This window comes from Pseudoalteromonas sp. Cn5-37, assembly GCF_021532495.1.
GTDB classification, from domain to species: domain Bacteria; phylum Pseudomonadota; class Gammaproteobacteria; order Enterobacterales; family Alteromonadaceae; genus Pseudoalteromonas; species Pseudoalteromonas simplex.
This window is the reverse complement of sequence record NZ_JAKGBA010000005.1, coordinates 150377-168555: the sequence shown is the minus strand read 5'-3', so window position 1 is coordinate 168555 and position 18179 is coordinate 150377. Positions and strand designations below refer to the sequence as shown.

At 41.1% G+C, this 18179-nt stretch carries 16 protein-coding genes; 6 read left to right on the top strand and 10 right to left on the bottom strand.

The genetic code is table 11. The features are described from left to right. Positions 1-100 precede the first annotated feature (100 nt). The 4 genes from L1266_RS09700 to L1266_RS09685 form a co-directional block, all read right to left on the bottom strand. Positions 101-826, bottom strand: a complete 726-nt coding sequence (locus tag L1266_RS09700) for a YebC/PmpR family DNA-binding transcriptional regulator (RefSeq protein ID WP_054553380.1) — start codon at positions 824-826, stop codon at positions 101-103. A gap of 132 nt (positions 827-958) precedes the next feature. After that, on the bottom strand, positions 959-1576 hold the full coding sequence (locus tag L1266_RS09695) for an HAD family hydrolase (protein WP_054553379.1): 618 nt from the start codon (positions 1574-1576) through the stop codon (positions 959-961). Between the two features lie 124 nt (positions 1577-1700). Further along, positions 1701-2204, bottom strand: a complete 504-nt coding sequence (locus tag L1266_RS09690; RefSeq protein ID WP_054553378.1) for a DUF6702 family protein — start codon at positions 2202-2204, stop codon at positions 1701-1703. After that, the gene (locus tag L1266_RS09685; protein WP_054553377.1) at positions 2204-4642 is read right to left on the bottom strand and encodes a M1 family metallopeptidase; all 2439 of its coding nucleotides are present in this window, start codon (positions 4640-4642) and stop codon (positions 2204-2206) included. Before L1266_RS09685 ends, L1266_RS09690 begins: the two co-directional genes overlap by 1 nt. Before the next feature lie 267 nt (positions 4643-4909). Here L1266_RS09685 and L1266_RS09680 point away from each other — a divergent pair, with 267 nt between their 5' ends. The 6 genes from L1266_RS09680 to L1266_RS09655 all read left to right on the top strand — a co-directional run bounded on the left by L1266_RS09680 (position 4910) and on the right by L1266_RS09655 (position 12835). Beyond that, positions 4910-5143 (top strand): hypothetical protein, encoded by a 234-nt coding sequence (locus L1266_RS09680; protein ID WP_054553376.1) that lies wholly within the window; start codon positions 4910-4912, stop codon positions 5141-5143. Positions 5144-5281: 138 nt separating this feature from the next. After that, on the top strand, positions 5282-5518 hold the full coding sequence (locus tag L1266_RS09675; RefSeq protein ID WP_054553375.1) for a hypothetical protein: 237 nt from the start codon (positions 5282-5284) through the stop codon (positions 5516-5518). A 69-nt stretch (positions 5519-5587) separates the two neighbouring features. Further along, positions 5588-6820: an exonuclease SbcCD subunit D C-terminal domain-containing protein gene (locus L1266_RS09670; RefSeq protein WP_235377429.1), complete on the top strand. Its 1233-nt coding sequence runs from the start codon at positions 5588-5590 to the stop codon at positions 6818-6820. Further along, the gene (locus L1266_RS09665; RefSeq protein ID WP_235377428.1) at positions 6817-10470 is read left to right on the top strand and encodes an SbcC/MukB-like Walker B domain-containing protein; all 3654 of its coding nucleotides are present in this window, start codon (positions 6817-6819) and stop codon (positions 10468-10470) included. The genes L1266_RS09670 and L1266_RS09665 overlap by 4 nt, the downstream gene beginning before the upstream one ends. Before the next feature lie 9 nt (positions 10471-10479). Continuing rightward, positions 10480-11142, top strand: a complete 663-nt coding sequence (locus tag L1266_RS09660; RefSeq protein WP_138617169.1) for a class I SAM-dependent methyltransferase — start codon at positions 10480-10482, stop codon at positions 11140-11142. A 649-nt stretch (positions 11143-11791) separates the two neighbouring features. Then, the gene (locus tag L1266_RS09655; protein WP_235377427.1) at positions 11792-12835 is read left to right on the top strand and encodes an IS110 family transposase; all 1044 of its coding nucleotides are present in this window, start codon (positions 11792-11794) and stop codon (positions 12833-12835) included. 480 nt (positions 12836-13315) lie between these two features. Here L1266_RS09655 and L1266_RS09650 read toward each other — a convergent pair whose 3' ends face one another. The 6 genes from L1266_RS09650 to ggt all read right to left on the bottom strand — a co-directional run bounded on the left by L1266_RS09650 (position 13316) and on the right by ggt (position 18130). Continuing rightward, positions 13316-13657, bottom strand: a complete 342-nt coding sequence (locus tag L1266_RS09650; RefSeq protein WP_235377426.1) for a hypothetical protein — start codon at positions 13655-13657, stop codon at positions 13316-13318. Between the two features lie 653 nt (positions 13658-14310). Then, the gene (locus L1266_RS09645; protein WP_235377425.1) at positions 14311-14682 is read right to left on the bottom strand and encodes a hypothetical protein; all 372 of its coding nucleotides are present in this window, start codon (positions 14680-14682) and stop codon (positions 14311-14313) included. Positions 14683-14807: 125 nt separating this feature from the next. Then, entirely contained in the window at positions 14808-15203 is a 396-nt protein-coding gene (locus tag L1266_RS09640; RefSeq protein WP_235377424.1) for a hypothetical protein, read from the bottom strand. Positions 15204-15359: 156 nt separating this feature from the next. Further along, complete coding sequence (locus L1266_RS09635) at positions 15360-15692, bottom strand: hypothetical protein (RefSeq protein WP_235377423.1); 333 nt, start codon at positions 15690-15692, stop codon at positions 15360-15362. A gap of 104 nt (positions 15693-15796) precedes the next feature. Then, positions 15797-16087 (bottom strand): hypothetical protein, encoded by a 291-nt coding sequence (locus tag L1266_RS09630; protein ID WP_166338207.1) that lies wholly within the window; start codon positions 16085-16087, stop codon positions 15797-15799. Between the two features lie 345 nt (positions 16088-16432). Then, positions 16433-18130: a gamma-glutamyltransferase gene (ggt, locus tag L1266_RS09625; RefSeq protein ID WP_235377422.1), complete on the bottom strand. Its 1698-nt coding sequence runs from the start codon at positions 18128-18130 to the stop codon at positions 16433-16435. Positions 18131-18179 lie beyond the last annotated feature (49 nt).

Here is an 18179-nt window from a genome sequence, read left to right as displayed (position 1 = left end):
ATTCATGGCATAATGAAAATCTATTAAAAAAGGGGCATTTGTTACCAAATGCCCCTTTTTACGTACTAATACGTACTAATACGTACTAATTTTTTAAAAATTAGTTTTTAACAATCGCATTGTGATAAACGTTTTGCACGTCATCACAGTCATCAAGCATAGAAATAAACTTTTCAAAGTTTGCGATATCATCTGGATCAGTGATGTCAGTATGAACTTGTGGAACAAACGTGATTTCGTCTACTTCAAAGTTGATACCTTCAAATGCTTCTTCAAGAGCTGTTTTTGCTTTGTAGTACTCAGTATGTGGAGCGAATACAGATACTTTGCCGTCTTCTACTTCTACATCTGTTACGTCTACATCAGCCATCATTAGTGCTTCAAGTACAACTTCGTCGTCATCGCCTTCAAAGCCTAAAACAGCTAAGTGGTCGAACATATGCGCTACACAGCCCGGTGTACCAATTTTTGAATCTGTTTTAGTGAACGGTAAACGTACATCTTTAATAGTACGGTTAGGGTTATCAGTTAAACAGTCCACAATAACCATACAGTTACCCGGGCCATAGCCTTCGTAACGTGCTGGAGAGTAGTCTTCCCCTGCTCCACCGGCTGCTTTTTTGATTGCATTATCGATTACGTGTGCTGGAACTTGGTCTTTTTTTGCACGCTCAATAATACGTTTTAGCGCTTGGTTTACTTCTGGATCTGGTTCGCCATTTTTAGCAACAACGTAGATTTCTTTACCGTACTTAGAATTTACTTTAGTTTTTGCATTGGCTGTTTTAGCCATGGCGTTTTTGCGGACTTCAAATGCTCTGCCCATCTTATGCCTCTATGAATACATTTGATAATTGCCGATATTTTAGCAACTCATGACCGCTTGGGCTAGTACTAGGGCATTTTGAAAAATAAAAAACTAACAATAAATCTCAGGAAAAATAAAAAACAAAGCTATTTAACATAACACTTTATTTTCTTGAAAAGAGTCAACCAAAGTAGGCAATTCTGAAAAATGATGCATTACATAATCGGCCTGATTCGCATATTCAGGAATTTCATCTGGCGCGTACAAGCAAGCACGCATGTTGGCATTGTGAGCTGCTTGTATATCAAATAAATAATCGCCGACATAAAGTAACTCAGACTGATCAAGCTCCCATAATGTCGCAATCGCATTTAAAGCACTTGGATCAGGCTTAGCAGGCGCATCAGAGCGAGTCAGCACGGTTTCTATTGGTAAGGGATTATTCTTTAATTTAATGGCAGCTGCACGGTCGTAGTTGCGAGTCACAATCGCCATCGGGATGTTATTTTCTTTCAGCCTCGTAATTGCCTCAGCAACGCCTGGCAATAAATGCGCATGCTGCGCATCAATAAGTTCATGCTGATGAACAATATTCATCGCTTCTTCACGCATGTAAGGCGAAGGTAACGAAGCAATGTAAGCAAGTAAGTCATTATCAAGCGGACAGCCTACCTGTGCTTTGATCAGTGAAAAATCCAACTCCGATGAAACCAAAGTACCATCTAAGTCAAAAATTACGCCACGGATATTGTTGTCATGGATAGTCATATAAATCCCTGTATATGAGAAGTGGGAAAATGTTGATGCCCATTAATAAGATAGTTTACGAAATGGGTTTATTAAAGGATCAAAGGATTAAAAAAGTAACTTTTTTAATCCTTTAGGACTGCTATTACTCTGGATTGACCGGTTCAAATCTAGCTTCAAGCCAAGTATCATCTTGGCTAAAGGTCAGCGTTTTTACCTTACCTTTACCCTCAATATTTACCATATTCACTTGTGTTGGCCATAGGTCGCGAAGTGCTCCGTTGCTCATTCGAATACCATGAATTCCCTCAGGGATCATGACTTCTTGATAAACCCAAAAGAATTTACCATCAACTTGCGCACCCACATCTTTAAGCTCAAGCGGCTTGCCATCTAAAGTTTGTAGAGCAATATGTGACTCAACATAATCTGCAAAACGCTTCTGATCTTCTTTATTTGATAAAATATCAGCATTGCCGTCAAACAAATATTCAACGGCGTGCTCTGTATCATGTAAATAAAAACGATGCATCAGCTCAATATTGTTGGTGCGTTTGTTAAATAACACGGTAGTCACAGACGCTTTTAACTGGTGCGCCATGGTTGGCGCACTCAGTAATAAAGCAAAAATAATGGCTATAAAGCGCATTATTGTTGCTCCTGGGCATCATTTTCGTCGTCTTTTTTCAGCTCAGTTTTAATATCTTGCATGATATCGCGGCTGACTTTCGCTTTACTCTTCTCACGTTTGTACACTTCAATACGTGATGGAATAATACGACGAGGGTAGTTATTGTTTTCTACATCAACATCCGCTGTTTCCCAGCGAGGGTCCACTGTAACAGACACTAGGTTTTTACCTTTTTCTGTAACAATTAGCTTTTGTACATGCTTGTGGTTACGACGCCAGATTTCAGCCGGAATGTACTGCTCTTCTTTCGTACCATCTTCATAAGTAAGCTCTAATAAGATAGGCATGACTAAACCACCTAAGTTTGAGAACTCAAGTACGTAGTAGTTTTTATCTTCTTTGATTGCACGCTCAAACGTTTTACGCTCCCAAGGCTCTAATCCTTTAAGGAATTTGTTATACGCGTTACGCTCTTTGTTAGTTACTGTGAAACGGTCGTTTTCGTCGTAGAAGTCAGTTACATCTGGGTTTTCTTCAACCCACAGTTTTTTACCTTCTTCTTTATTACGTTTTACGAATAACGGCATTGGCTTGTCAGCTTCGATATCACGTAAACGATTAAAGTCGATATCAGGATTTTTGGTATCTAAACGAAGTTGGTAAACCTTGTCTAGCGAGATATCAACGTGATCTGTGGTGTAGAACCAACCACGCCAGAACCAATCAAGGTCAACACCTGACGCTTCTTCCATAGTGCGGAAGAAATCAGCAGGAGTAGGGCGCTTGTATTTCCAACGCTGTGCATATTCTTTGAATGCAAAGTCGAATAGCTCACGGCCAAGGATCACTTCACGTAAAATGTTAAGTGCAGCAGCAGGCTTAGTATAAGCATTAGGGCCTAAACGTAATACGCTGTCTGACTGTGTCATAACAGGCACTTGGTTTTCAGACTTCATGTACTCAACGATGTCGCGAGGCTCAACACCCCAAGGAATAGTGTGATCCCATTCGCGACCAGCAACACCATCTAAGAAGCTGTTAAGGCCTTCATCCATCCACGTCCATTGACGTTCATCAGAATTGACGATCATAGGAAAGTAAATGTGGCCAATTTCATGGATAACCACACCGATCAAGAAGCGTTTTTCTGCTTGCGAGTAGGTACGAGTTCCATCTTCTTGTAGATCTGTACGCGGGCCATTGAAGGTGATCATAGGGTATTCCATACCGCCTACAGGGCCATTTACAGATTGAGCAACTGGGTAAGGGTAGTCAAACGAGAAGCGTGAATACACTTCCATTGTATGAACTACTGACTCAGTAGAGTACTTCTTCCAAAGGTCACCACCTTCTTTAGGGTAAAAAGACATAGCCATTACTAACGGCTGATCTTTACCGCCTTGATGGTAGCCTTTTGCATCCCACATAAACTTACGTGAAGAAGCCCACGCAAAGTCACGTACATTTTCAGCTTTAAAGTGCCATGTTTTCGTTTTGTTTGTGCCTTCTTTTTCGTTTTCTAACGCTTCTTCTTCAGTCACGATGAAAACAGGGCGCTTAGCATCTTCAGCTTGTTCAAGACGCTTACGCTGTGTGCTAGTCAGAACGCTGCTTGGGTTATCAAGTTGACCCGTTGCCGATACGATATGGTCAGCAGGTACTGTAATTTCTACATCGTAATCACCAAACTCAAGTGTGAACTCACCGCTGCCTAAGAAAGCTTTGTTAGTCCACGCTTCATAATCAGTGTATGCAGCAAGACGAGGGAACCATTGCGCTAATAAGAAGATATCGTTACCATCTTCTTCAAAGTGTTCATAACCTGAACGTGCACCAACCGCGTCTTCTTCAACAATGTTAAAGGCGAAGTCCATGCTGAACTCAACGTCTTTTCCCGGTTTAAGCGGCTCGTTTAAGTCGATACGCATTAAGGTATCTACTACAGTAACTTTAAGCTCTTTTCCGTCTTCGTCTTTAACATTGGCGATTTGATAACCCAGCTCGTTGTCGGCCATAAATTGCTGACGACGTAACTGACCTAAGCTCAATTTAGTTGATTTTGGCTGAGGATCACCTTGCAATGTTTTACCATTGAAAGTAGATGTCATTTCAGCAATTGAGTCAGATTTAAAGATATTTTGGTCTAGCTGTAACCAAAGATACTTTAAGGTGTGCGGCGAGTTATTTTTGTATTCGATAGTTTGGCTTGCTGTTAAGCGACGTTTCTTTTCATCTAGCTTTACATCGATGTCGTAGTTTACTTGCTGTTGCCAATAATTTTCAGCAGGCTCACCGGCCGCACTACGGTATACGTTTGGAGTTGGAAGTGCTTCATCTAGCTGACGGAACTTGTCAACGAATGAGCCTTTAGTTTGCTCAACAGATGACGCCATAACAGCTGAAGATACTGCTAAAGGCAATACCAAAGCACTCAATTTGAGAACTGCTTTTTTCATTGTTTATCCTGTAATTAGTTTGCAACCGTAACATCGCAAACTAAAAACAAAGTTGCAACATTATCACGATAAATTGCGGTATTTTTCCGGTAGTATTCATCGGTTATTACTAATCAAGATTAATTGTTGCTTTTTTTAATTAATATCTTGTAAAGGGGGTTTACAAAAACTGATTAATTTTAATTCAGCACTAATTCATTCCAAAGCATTACAGTTAAAAAGAAGGTAATCGACTTAAATTCTAGTTAATGATGAAAGGGTGATTAGATGAAGTTTTATATTGTAAAAAAAGACTCTCGTTTAGCAGCCATTCCTGCGCAAGAATCAATCTTAAACGAGTACCAAGAACGTGGTTTTAAGTTTGTTGAGGTCATCAATGCATGTGATGAATCAGACGCCCTATCACGAACAAAACCAGAGATTAAAAGAGCTAACAAATGGCTAATTTGGTCATCTTCTTTGGTTATTTTGACCCTATCCATAATTATTTTTTGCAATTAAGTAATTTTTGTAGCATTTGCTATTGAAATTTACTGCCATTTATATTTAAAATCGCCCACTTTTTTGATTTTGGGGTCTACGCAGCATGCATTTTAATCCCCAAAATGTTTGGTAATCAGCATAGAATTCGGTGAGCGTATGGATTTCTATATCCTAAAAAAACAACAAGAACTAATTGCAATTCCAGCGGACGAACAAAATTGTAAACAGTACCTAGATTCAGGGTATTTTTATATCGACAAAGTAGCGGCATGTAATGAAACAAATGCCCTTAAGATTTTACAAGCTAAGCAAACTAAAGCGCTTAAAGTACCTATGATCATGGCATTGTTAGCTTTGCCAATGGTGGTTTTTGCTTGGTATAGCTTAAGTTAACAAACCAGGCTGGGCATCTTGGCTCAGCTTAGGTATATTGACGCTCTTAATAAATAATAAGAGCGTTTAATGAAAGTCCTTCATACATCTGATTGGCATTTAGGCCAACAATTCTACGAGCACTCCCGATTCGATGAGCATCAAGCATTTCTAGCTTGGTTAACCGATACGCTTGTGTCAGAACAGATCGACTTACTACTGGTTGCGGGTGACATTTATCATACGGCGACACCTCCTGCCAGCGCAGAAAACCAACTCTACCAATTTATTAAAATCACTAAGCAGCATTGCCCTGACTTACACATAGTGATTATTGCTGGTAACCATGATTCAGCAAATCGCATTATGGCGGCAAAACCTTTATTGGCTCAGTTTGATACCCATGTTGTTGGCCGCTTTGATAGTAATGCTCCTCATGAAGTAGTACTGCCAATCAGCACAAAAAACGGCGATGCGAATGTTGTTGCTATGCCGTTTTTACGAAGTAGTGATTTAAGCAGTTATAACCGTCAACAAGAGCAACCGTTAAGTTACAACCAAGCCGTTGCCTTTGCTTACAAAGATGCATTACAAGCGGCAAGCGAATTACCAAGCGCGCCATTAATTGCCATGGGCCACCTGCATGCAAAAGGCGGAGACATCTCATCTGATTCTGAGCGTAACTTAGTGATTGGTGGTGAAGATGCGATATCGGCAAGCATATTTACTGATCAGCCTGATTATGTTGCACTAGGGCATCTTCATAAGGCTCAAACCGTCGCGAAGAAAGAGACCATTCGCTACAGTGGCACGCCAATGCCGATGTCATTTTCTGAAAGGCGTTACCAACATCAAGTTGTGCTAGTCGAGCTTAGTGACTCCGGTACTTCTGTAAACCCCCTTTACATTCCTAGCTTTTGTAAAGTCATGTTGCTACCAGAAAAAGACTGCGTACCACTTAACGAACTCTGTGAACTTATAAAACAGCTCGATTTAACGGATGAAGATTTAGCGCCCTATCTGCGGGTTAAATTGAGTGCCCATGACACTGACACCACTTTCAGAGAGCAAATAGAACAAGCCCTTGAAGGTAAGCAGGTTAAGTTTTGTGGTATTGAAAGGGTGCGACAACAAAGCAGCCAGCAAGACGATGAACAAACCCTATTTGAAGATGTCTCGCAAATTGAAGCGCTAAATCCACATTCACTTTTAGAGCAAGCATTTGCAAACAATAAAGATATGGCAGGGCAGGCGGTGCCAAAAGAATTAGAAAGCTTACTAAGCCAAGTGATCGATGAATTGAATGCAGAGGACCTACTATGAAAATTTTAGCGATTCGTGTTCACCAACTAGCCTCTATCTTAGACGCCGAAGTCGACTTTAGCGCTTCGCCTTTAAAAGAAGCAGGGTTGTTTGCCATCACCGGTGATACCGGCGCCGGTAAAAGCACATTACTCGATGCCATTTGCTTAGCACTTTATAACAAAACAGCAAGGTTACGCGGCGATACAGGCAATAAAATTGACTTTAACGGCGACAATATCAAACTCAATGACTCGCGAAACTTATTACGCCGCGGGGCAGGGCAGGGCTATGCCGAAGTCGACTTTATTGGCCAAGATAAACAACAGTACCGAGCAAGGTTAAGCTTTAGCCGAGCGCGTAATAAAGCCGATGGCAAGTTACAACCTGCACAACATAGCCTGCACTCTTTACCTGATGAAACCCTAATCGCCGATCGAAGCGCGGCAGGTAAAGAAATCGAGCGTATTATTGGTTTGAGCTTTGAGCAATTCTCAAGAGCAGTACTTCTTGCGCAACATGAATTTGCGGCATTTTTAAAAGCAACCGGGGATGAGCGTGCGCAACTACTTGAATGCTTAACAGGCACCGATAAATTTAGCCGTATTGGTCAGCGAATTTTTGAACGCCATCGTGAGCAGCTGCAAGCATTAGAGCAGTTAAAGTTAAGTTTAAGTAACTATCAGGTTTTAAGCCCTGAACAGGTCGAAACGAAACAAGCAGAACAAAAAGCGCTTGAAGCTAAACTTGCTGAGTTGCAAAAGCAAATAAAACAATTTGAACAGTACCAAGGGTGGTACAAGCAAGCATCTCAGCAGCAACAACAGCTAAACCAGGCAGAGCAAGCAAAGCAAGAATTACAGCAACAAATGCACGCGCTTGCTGAAAAAGCCACTGAAGCGAAACAAGCCCTGCAATGCCTAGAAATAAAAGATAACCGCGAGCGCGTTACTTCGATTGCTGCTCAACATGGGCAACTTATTAAAAACCGTGAGCAGCTTTTAAATGTTGATCATAAAACACTGCTCAAAGACGCTGAGCAAACGCTTGAGAAGCAAACCGCGCAACTAAACCAAGCAAAGCAAGCACAAAAAGACGCGCAGCCTATTATTAGCCAGGCCCGAGAGTTAGATAAGCAACTTGCTGTATTAAACCAGCAAGCAGCGGCGCAAAAAGTACAAGCAGAGAAAGCTAAGCACCATCATCAAGAGCTGACTAATACACTAAACAGCCATAAAGCAGAGCAGCAAAAACAGCTCGATCAACAAGCGCAAATAAATAGCTATTTAGAAACACATGCACAATGGCAACCATTAGCAAAAGACTGGTCATTCTTTAAAAGTGAGTTAAGCCGCTTTAGCCAGCAACTGCACACAATTAGCCAATCACAGCAAAACGTAAAAGCTCTTCAACCTAAAATTGATGAGCAGCAAGCAGCTGCGCAGCAGTGTAAAACTCAATATCAAGCCCTTGAGCAAGAAATTAAGCGCCTAAATGAGCAAGATACCGCCTTTAAATCGAGTTTAAACACCCAATCAATGGCAGATATCGACGCTAGGCTTGATGCGATTAAACACCTGATTGAAAAGCGCCAAGTATGGCAAACTAATCATCAGCAGTTAAAAAATTGGCAAACCCAGCTAAACACTTTAAGCCAAACGGAGCAGCAACTACAAACAGCATTAAAAGATGCACAGCAAGGGGCAGAGCAAGCACAGCAGCAGGTTTCGTTTTGTGAGCAAAACTTACAGCAAGTGCAGTTAAGAGCCAGTGAAGGGGTTAGCCAGTTACGCGCCACTTTAAAGGCAGGGGAACCGTGTGCAGTATGTGGCTCAAAAGAGCACCCTTTTATGCATGAAGAAATGGTTAACGAGCAATTTAGTCAACTTATTAACGACTTTACCAACCAACTAACTAACGCCAAACAGCACTTAAAAGCTCAGCAAGCATTACAGCAAGCTAAAAGTAATGAGCTGGCGGCATGCAGCCAACAGATAAGCTCGTTAAGCGGGCAAATCTCGGAACTGAGCGCTCAACAACAGAACCTCAAAGAAACCATGGCGGCTAATCGTACTGAGCTAAATGATTTAACCGAAGATCAGTTAAACGAGCGTCAACAACAGCTCAGCTTGCAAAAACAGCAATACTACAAAACCCTTGAACAGCAACAACAGCTGCAAAACACGCTTGCGGCTAAGCAAGCTGAGTATAATCAGCAAGGGCAAGCGCTACATGGCAAAGAGCAGCAATTAAACGAATTACAGCAACAGCTGAATAATCAGCAAACACGTTTAAACGAGCTCAATGATGAGCATCAGCAGCTTTACACGACACTGAATCAACAGTTCGCCAGTGCACCTTGGTGGCAGGCACTCAATACACAAAGCATCTCTTTAGAGAACATTGCAGAGCACGTTGAGGCTTATCAAGCTTCGCAGCTAACAGCGGATGAACTTAAAACTAGCTTAAAAGCCATTGAGCAGCACCTTGCACATGTAACGCCGCAGCTTAACGAAGCACATACCTCCTTATCTCAGTGCAACGAGCAACTAAGCCAAACTGAAAACGAACTCACGCAGATACAATCAAAGCGCGAGGGCTTATTTAGTAACGCGGCGATATCGGTAGATGAGTTTATAGCAGAGCTTGAAAAGGCGATAGATTCAGCGCAGCAGGCACTGCAACTTGCCCAGACAAACCATAGTAATGCGGTGAAGGCGCGTGACGAACAAGCCATTCAAATCGCCAATATTGACGAGCGTGAAAAAGAGCTCACCGCAGAGCAAGCGGCGCTTAATGAGCGATTTAGCCTTTGGTTTAATGATTTTAAAGCGCAGCACCCAAGTTTGGATGAGCAAGCAGTTAGTCAGCTATTAACGATAAGTCCCGCTGAAATTAAACAAACTCTGGCAGATTACCACACCGCCGAGAGCAGCTTAAAAGACGCTGAGGCTCTTTTAAAACAGCGACAGCAGGCGCTGGCTCAGCACCAAAAAGACAAGCCAGCTCTCGGTGAAGATGAGCTGCAATTACAGCTTAATCAAGCCACAGAGCAACAAGTACAAGAAAATAACGCATTATTGCAAGTTGCGACTGAGCTTAAAACCCATCAACAAAATAGCGAAGCGCTGGCTGATAAACAAAAGCAATTGGTTGAGCAGCAAAAAAGCTATGAGCACTGGCATTTACTCAATAAGGTCTTAGGGGATGCCAGCGGCAAAACCATGCGTAATTTAGCGCAAACGCAAACCTTAAAAATACTGCTGCACTACGCGAATAGTCACTTACAGACACTAAATAAACGCTACAAATTAACAGCCATAGGGCAAACGCTCGATATCGCAATTATCGATAAAGACATGGCCGATGATCAGCGCTCTGTTAATACATTATCGGGCGGTGAGTCATTTTTGGTATCGTTAGCACTGGCGCTAGGGCTTGCCTCGTTGTCGTCGAATAAAGTGCAAATAAACTCTTTGTTTATCGATGAAGGGTTTGGTACGTTGGACAGTGAAACGTTAAGCATCGCGATGGATGCTCTTGATTCACTACAAGCACAAGGCCGCAAAGTAGGGGTTATTTCGCACGTATCAGAAATGACCGAACGCGTTGCCACGCAAGTGCATGTGGCGAAAAAACCAGGTGGTTATTCGACCATCTCAGTTATTTAAAGGATTAGCATGCCAACTTTTAACCACGAAGAAGCAAATCATTACGACGAACGCATTTTGCGCCTAGTTCCAGGTTATGAGCTATTACATCAAGCAACCGCGGCACAACTTGCAGCCACGCTGAGCGATGAAGCGTGCATTTTAGTGATTGGTGCCGGAACAGGTAAAGAAATCATTGAATTAGCGGCGCTAAAACCAAGCTGGCAATTTATTGCTCAAGACATTTCACAAGACATGCTCGATATTGCCGAGCAACAGTTTGGCCAGCATAACATTAGCGATCGCGTAACAGTACACTGCGGTGATATCAACGACATCGACACTCAATGTGACGCCGCACTGTGTTTACTGGTAATGCACTTTGTTGAAGATAACGGCGATAAAAAAGCGCTATTAAAAGCGATTCACAGCAAACTTAAAAAATCGAGCAACTTATACATTGCCGATTTAATGCGCCCAGAAACCGCTTTTGAGCGCGAATCTCAACTACAGCTGTGTACGCAGTTAGGTTTAACCGAAGTCGGCGTAGAACGCATGCGCCACAACCTAGAGCACGAGTTTTACCCATTAGACCGAATTCGTTTTTCAGAGTTAATGAATGAAACCCGCTTCAGCACCCCAAAACAGTATTTTAAAGTGCTTGGTTTTGCTGGGTATGTGGTTGGGAGTTAGCTACGTTCTAGAGCTGTCAACTCGTAGGTTGGGTAGAGCGCAGCGAAACCCAACAAGTTAGCTAGTTAAGTGAGCTGTCAGCTTTCAGCCGTCAGCTCTCAGATTGAAACCAACAAGTTAGCGAGCTACGAGGGGAAAGAGTAAAGTTACATCGCGTAGGCGTGAAATTTATTTCGCGCGATTTATGTTATTTAACTCATTTAACTTACTGATTTTAGAGCTTAATAGTTTAGCAACTAATAACGCTATAATTTGAAATGGAATGAGAAAAAAGCCGCCTACGAAGTAAGCTTGGATAAAGTGCTCGCTGAATAGTCCTGTCACGATAAAATAGCCCATGAAAACAACATTTAGGAGCAATAGCACGAGAGCTTTTGAATTGGGGAATTTGCCTTTAAACAACAAGGCCATATTTATCACAAATATCAATGGAGTCGTTAAGTAAGTCAATACAAGTATTTCAGTTCCCATTTCCTGTTACCTAGCTCCCAACTAAGAAGCAAAAAATAGCTGGCTATAATTGGCGACGAAGAGGCACAAGCCAGCGGTTTTGTGTCCTTTTTAGTTACTTGATACTTATTGAACCTTCTCCCCGAAGTTTAGCGAACAGCTAAACTTCAAGGCGACCAAACCAAAAGGAGACAGCTCAGTGAAATTTTATACTAATTATCATAAATATTATTGTGGAATTGATCTACATGCACGCATTTTATACGTTTGTATCCTTGATGATCGCGGCAGCAAAGTTGTTCACCAGAAAATAAAAGCCGATAAAACCGCATTACTTAAACTCATTTCCCCTTACCTCGAAGATATCGTTATTGGCGTTGAGTGCATGCATTGCTGGTATTGGGTCAGTGACTTATGTGCTGAACAGGGTATTGATTTTGTGCTTGTTCATGCCCTCTACATGAAAGCGATTCACGGAGGCAAAGCCAAAAACGATAAAATTGACTCATATAAAATTGCTAGCCTATTACGAGGTGGTAACTTTCCACTTGCTTACAATTACCCCGCACATATGCGTTCTACTCGTGATTTACTCCGTCGAAGAACTAAGCTCGTTCAACATGGGGCACAATTAAAAGCACATATAGTTAACACTAATAGCCAATACAACTATCCAGCACTTGAGCTACATATGAAGAACAAATGTGTTCGTCAAGAATTCCAAACGCGTTTTGAAGACCAAGCCGTTCAACGCAATATCAACTTCGACCTCGCCATTCTCGATAGTTACGCAGAAGAGCTTAAAAAGCTTGAATATTACTTAGAGGGCAAAGCAAAGCAGCATCAGCCAAATTATTATACTCAGCTTCGCACCATCCCAGGTATTGGTCTTATTTTAGCGATGACTATTTTGTATGAGATTGGAGACATTAACCGCTTTGAATCTGTACAAAAGTTCGCTTCTTACTGCCGACTCGTGAAATGTAAAGCCGAGTCCGCTGGTAAAACCTATGGTACTAGTGGTAATAAGATTGGTAATGGTCATTTAAAATGGGCCTTTAGCGAAGCCGCTGTACTCTATTTACGCGGCAATGACAAAGCTCGTCGTTACTTAAACAAACTGCAAAAGCGTATGAGCAAAGCCAAAGCGTTATCTGTCCTTGCCCACAAGCTTGGGCGTTGTGTGTATTTTATGTTGAAGAATAAGACGGTATTCGATGATGAAAGGTTTTTAAAAAGCTAAGTCGCACAATGAGGTGAGCTGCTCGCCTAACTAGATAGGCATGAACAACCACGCATTATTTGTGTTTTAGTCAGCAAAAGCTGTGTTCGCAGGTAAGTGTTGTCGATGTAATAAGCTATTTGGCCTTGATTATACACCTCATTGGTGCGCATTAATTTTGTAATGAATTAAATCGTTTGCACCTTAACTGAGCCTTTAACTAACTGGACACATGAGCCATATCCTTGAGTAGCGCCAGTTTAAGGTTAACCGATAAATGTCTAGTGGCCCTAAGCAATTGATGTACTGACTGATTTAGGCAGCGATAAGATCGCAATAAGAGACCCTCAATATGTGTTTGCCGTAAACGATTTTTAACGGCTAACAGACATACCGAAGATAAACAGATTTAAAAGATTACAAAGACAAATTAGCTGCTTAAAGCAGCTAAAAAGAATCGTTATGCTTACTTGATCCGAGAAGGTTCATATGTGTTAGGCGCTACTTTGAAAACACACCTTTTAGTAACTTACCATCAGCTAGATCTATTGTGCACGTACAGCCTGCAAAATTATTTACGACAACCTGATTACCGTTTAGATCTATACTTGTAAAGTTAACATAAGCATCTGAACTCTGAGTTGTAGGGTTTTCTGCTACCCATAAAACAGAGCCATCTAGATTTATACATTGGAAATTTCGTGCTACGGAATTTTGAGAAAACTCCATGTAGTCGAAAATAACTAAAATGCTCTGGTCTAATTCCTTGGCTTCCAAAATTGAGTATGGCAACTCAACAATGTTTCCATTTATCTCGATTCTATTTTTATTAATCTGAATCATCGAGTACGCTTATTCCCCATAACGGGCAAAGATGCTGAGCTTTAATTGCGAAGCAGCGCCGTATTTTTGTCTGAGTGGCCGAAGGTAACGAATTCATACGTTTGTTATATGGCATTTTGTAAAAGTGCTCGTTTAATTTTGGCATGTATTTCAACACCTTTTGAGCAGGTTATTGAATGGGTAGAAGCGAACTCCCTATTTACCAAGTTATAGAGGTGTTGAAACACAAGGTTAGCTAATTCGTCTTGAGTAATAATGCCTTGTTCCATGCAAATATAGCTTTCCCGGTTAACTAGAATTTCCGTTAATTTATCTACTACGTCGTTTGATTTTGGTTTTGGAACACCTAAGTCTTCCGCAATCAAATTGCAACATTCAATAAGTGCTTTTTCGGAGTAACTGATAGTGATTTCCTCATAGCAGATAAAAATTTTATAATGTATGCATCGCGCATATTTCTGGCGACGTCACGTTAATGTATTTAGTAAATCTACTATAAACAAATAACGTAATACATTGCTAACTTTACTCTAGTAATTCGCTACCAAAACTTCAAGAGGGGCCACTTTTAAGCTTGGCTAAAATACGGAGCTAAATGACTTAGCTCAGGTGTTTACATCCTTGGGAACGCAGTGAACAACAACATTTGTTTGCTATATTTCATCTTCAAAAAAAGCTAAAACAAATGGCTCAACTGTTTCATCCAGCTTGACTAATTCAGCTTTACATACATGGTTTGCGAAGCCTGATTGTGCTACACCTCCATTTAATGCCAGCTCACGTAATACTTCTTTTACCATGCGTCGTTTGGTTAGACCACGAGAAAGTACGTTTAACCTGCGACTTATTGAACTATGAATTACTGGTCGATCAAAGCGAGAGTTTTCGAACAACTCGGAGCTCAAAACAACCTGATCGATAGCCATTTTCCACTCTTCAGGAACCAAAGAAAAAATACGTTTTATATCTTTTTTATTAAGAGAGTGAAAAGGTTCAATATTTAATTTTGCAGAGATAATCTTCAAACCCTACCTCCAAGAAATATAATACCGCAAAATAGGGCGTATTAAGCTTGACTATAATTAACTATGAACGAGCGCCAACTAAGCTTAAGACGTTCATTAATTAATGCGCTTATTAGATATGCTTGCTACCCGCCAATTGCTTTACGCCCAAATGTTAAACACAATTCGGTTTCCCACATTACAGAAATTTCGACTGAGTAGTTTTCTTGCTCCATGATTTGAATCTCTCCTTCGTACAAATTATTATTTGATAGCCAGTCAATTGCCTTTTTCCAAGTGCTATTTAGAGTTAATTCTTCACGATTCTCTTCTTGAGGGAGGCATAACAGTTGAGTTCCATCACTAAGGATTTCTTCTTTACAATCTTTGTCTAAATCGTGAGAAGTATAAATTAACGTTACAGTTGGCCAGCCACTAGAGTTTTCAATAACTCGAGGAATCGAGATACGATAACTGTTTTCACTCTCTAACTTTTCAAGTTTAATTAACGAATCATATTCTTCACCTTGATTTGGTAACATACAAGCGCAAACCAATCGAGGAAGAAACAAAAATAATAAAAGACTCAAACGTTTAGCTATGCGCACCTAACCCCCTGTTAATATGCAATTTTTTGGTTATAAACTGGAGCGGAGCCAAATCAGCCAACTGAATTTTGTTCACTATGAAACAGTTCGTTATATGCTTTCACATCGGAGTGTGCCAAATACTGAGGCTGGAATAACTTCGCATTTTTGTCCGCTTCTATTAACTCTTAGTGCATCTCCACATTGAGTTTCCTTTTTTATTAACTGCGAGTTTTTATAATTTTGTGAGCCACATATCTCTTTAGCTTTCCGATGCCAATATGGAACTAATTGTTTAGAATCACTAGCCGGAGCTCTTACACTAAGACCGTAGCTTAACTTGCTATTTGCGACTTCTGTTATTCGATATTCAATATCAATTTTCGCATTGCAAACCGAGCTTACACTCAACAGCAAAAGTAAAATTGGGATACTATTCTTCATGACATAACGCCGTGTTAAATCTCACAAAATGCTTTGCTAAAATTTGCGACGAAGGAGCTCAAGCCAATCGTTTTGCGTCCGCCCTTAAGCACTTTGTTATGTTTTCAATTAAAGTTGATCGCCTTTTTTGACCACACTTTGTCAAAGTCATTTTCTGTTAAAAGCGTACAAGTACCGTAACTCCGATCATTTAAATTATCTGGTGTTATAATACCTTCGGGTAATTGACCATAAGAATCAGCTTGATGCTGCTTCGAATATTTAAGAAGCTCAGCATTTGGTTGTATCTCAATACTTTTAATAATTTCGCCCAGTTCATTAATTTGCCAATAGCAATTGATATTATCATCCAAACCAACTGAGTTGCCATTTGAAGAATACTTTACAAATTTCAATTAAACCTCGGGAAAACATAACATTTTAGTATTTATGCGACACGCATATTTCTGTCGATATCACGCTCACATATTTAATAAACTTATTTTTAACAAATAACGTAATGCATTGCTAACTATAAATTTTTTATCGGTACTAAAGATATTCAGAAAAACGGCTTAACGCTGATTTTGATCTTATTTGCAGGGTAGGTGGTTGGGAGTTAGCGAACCATGAACCATCGCGTGAAATAAATTTCACGCCTACGCGATGTGAAATCGCTACTACATCAAAGCTCGCTAACTTTACTCTTGAAACTCGCTAGCCTGTTGGGTTTCGCTCCGCTCTACCCAACCTACAATAGCCTAATACCCCGCGGCCTGACCATCTTTACGGGTTTCAGATGCGCCGTAATAAACGCCGGTTTTTGGGTCTTTCAATATTGCTTGATAACCACCGTATGGGCCAACCGCGTCTTGTAAGGTGTGGCCTTTTTTCATTAACTCACGGCGGGTTTCCATTGAAAAACCTGACTCTAAGCTAACAAAACCACCATCTTCCATAATCTCACCGGTTGGTTGCGATGAACCTGTGTGCAGAATACGCGGTGCATCACCGGCTTCTTGTAGGTTCATGCCAAAATCAATCATGTTGATAAGTATTTGAGCGTGCATTTGTGGCTGTGTGGCACCGCCCATTACGCCATAACTCATATATGGCTTGCCATCTTTGGTGACAAACGCAGGAATGATTGTATGAAATGGTCGTTTGCCTGGCTCATATTGATTCATGTGGCCTTTTTTAAGGGCAAACATTTCGCCACGGTTTTGCAATACAAAGCCTAATTTTGCAGGTGTCATACCTGAGCCCATGCCACGATAATTACTTTGAATAAGCGAAACCATGTTGCCGTCTTTGTCGGCGGTCGTCATATAAATGGTATCGCCTTCTACTGGGCCTGCGTGGTCACGTTTTGCAGCTTTGTTAGGGTCTATCAGTTTACGCCTTTCATCAGCATATTGCTGCGAAATAAGTGTTTGTACGGGAATAGTGTTAAACGCAGGATCGGCGTAGTACTTTGCACGATCTGCAAACGCGAGTTTTTTCGCTTCAACAAAGGTGTGTACGTATTCTGGGCTATCAAAACCCATTGCTTTGATATCGTAACCTTCAAGAATATTAAGAATTTGCTGTGCGGCAATACCTTGGCCATTTGGTGGTAACTCCCAAAGCGTATACCCTCTATAATCGGCTCTCACAGGCTTAACCCATTCACTATGGTGGGCAGCTAAATCTTCATACGATAAATAGCCGCCGTTTTCTTTCATGTAGCGACCTATTTCTTTAGCAATATCGCCTTTGTAAAAAGCATCGCGGCCGCCTTTGGCAATTTTACGATAGGTGTTTGCAAGGGCAGGGTTCTTAAAGATCTCTCCTTTTTCTGGCATTGCCCCATCAGGCATATATACATCTTTAAAGCCTGGGTATTTACCACGCGCAGCCACACTTTTTTGCATGTAATAGGCAATCAGTTCAGACACAGGGAAGCCATTTTCAGCGTAGTCGATAGCAGGTTGGAGTAAGGCTTTCATTGGTGTTTTGCCAAACTTTTTATGTAACTCAAACCAACCATCTACCGCACCAGGTACCGACACAGGCAATGGCCCATAAGCAGGAATGTAGTCACCTTGTGCTTTTAAAGTATCAAAAGATAAGCTTTGTGGTGAACGACCAGAGGCATTTAAACCGTAAAGTTGCTTGCTTTTGTTATCCCAAACAATGGCAAATAAATCGCCGCCAATTCCACATCCTGTTGGTTCAACTAGGCCTAGTACTGCATTTGCTGCAATAGCCGCATCAATAGCATTACCGCCGTCTTTTAAAACTTGTAAGCCTACTTGCGTAGCTAACGGCTGTGATGTTGCAACCATCCCTGATTGTGCGATGACTTCAGAACGACTAGCAAAGTTATGACCTGTGATGCGATCGTAAGCTTGAGCAGCGCCTGTTGCGCCTAAGCATACTGCTAGCACTAAACTTTTAAAGAGTGGAGTTGGTTTCATAGTTTTTTGCCCTTTTTGTTATTTTTATCACTATAAAAAGCAATTTAAG